The sequence below is a fragment of the Nostocoides jenkinsii Ben 74 genome (assembly GCF_001046875.1).
Taxonomy (GTDB): domain Bacteria; phylum Actinomycetota; class Actinomycetes; order Actinomycetales; family Dermatophilaceae; genus Nostocoides_A; species Nostocoides_A jenkinsii.
Window position 1 is genome coordinate 3797804 of the sequence record NZ_HF571038.1, and the last position, 968, is coordinate 3798771.

The following is a 968-nucleotide window of genomic DNA, read 5'->3' on the forward strand; positions in this document are numbered from 1 at the left end:
TTCATCGCTGACCAGAGGACCAACTACCGGGTGCCACACACGTTCACCTGCGCCCTGCTCGGGGTGAGCCTGGCGTGGTTCTACAAGTGGGTGGGCCGCGCGAACGGCCCGGCCGCGAGCTCAGGTCTGCACACCGATCGGGACCGGCGCCGGGACACGATCGACCGGGCCGTGGCGGTGATGTTCCGGAAAGTGTCGCGGTGTGCACGGTTCTCCGCGGTTACACGCCGATCTGGTCGTGGACGGGTGGACGGTGAGTGAGAAGACGGTCGCTGACTCGATGCGCCGGCAGGGCCTGGTCGCGCGAAAGATGAAGCGCCGCAACGGATTAACCCGGCAGGACAAGACGGCACCGAAGTTCCCGGACCTGCTGCGCCGGGATTTCACCGCTGAGCGTCCCAACGCCCGCTGGGTTGGGGATATCACGGAGATCCCGACCACGGGCGGGAAGCTGTACCTGGCCACGGTGATCGACTTGTACTCGCGGCGGCTGCTCGGTGCCGCGACTGGGATCCACCCGGACGCCGACCTGGCGTGCGCGGCGATCACGATGGCCGTCGCGGCCCGCGGCGGCATCGACGCGGTCAACGGCCCGAACTGGCGGGAAAACGAGTCGCAGCGGGTCATTTTCCACACCGACAGGGGCTCGACCTACACGGCGAACTCGTTCACCGGGCTGTGCCGCCGGCTCGGGATCCGTCAATCCATGGGACGCGTCGGATCGTGTTTCGACAATGCAGCCGCGGAGGCGTTCTTCTCCTCCCTGGAGTGGGAAGTCCTCTCCCGGCACGAGTTCACCACTACCCAGGCGGCCCAGGCCGTCGTGCTCGATTGGTGCTACGGGTTCTACAACCACGAGCGCCGACACAGCTCAGCAGGCATGATGAGCCCCATCGCCTACGAAACCACCGCGGCCACCGCCCGGGAAGCCGCATAGCCAAACCCTCCACGATTCGGGGGGAACCACA

2 protein-coding genes are annotated in these 968 nt (G+C 66.8%); both read left to right on the forward strand.

The genetic code is table 11. From position 1 onward, the window contains the following. Window positions 1–261, forward strand: a 261-nt coding sequence (locus BN13_RS20540) for a hypothetical protein (protein ID WP_235434115.1), incomplete at its 5' end; no start/stop codon positions are given. Then, a complete protein-coding gene (locus BN13_RS18125) occupies window positions 254–937 on the forward strand; it encodes an IS3 family transposase (protein WP_235434116.1) in 684 nt (227 codons plus the stop codon). The genes BN13_RS20540 and BN13_RS18125, both read left to right, overlap by 8 nt. Window positions 938–968: the final 31 nt, after the last annotated feature.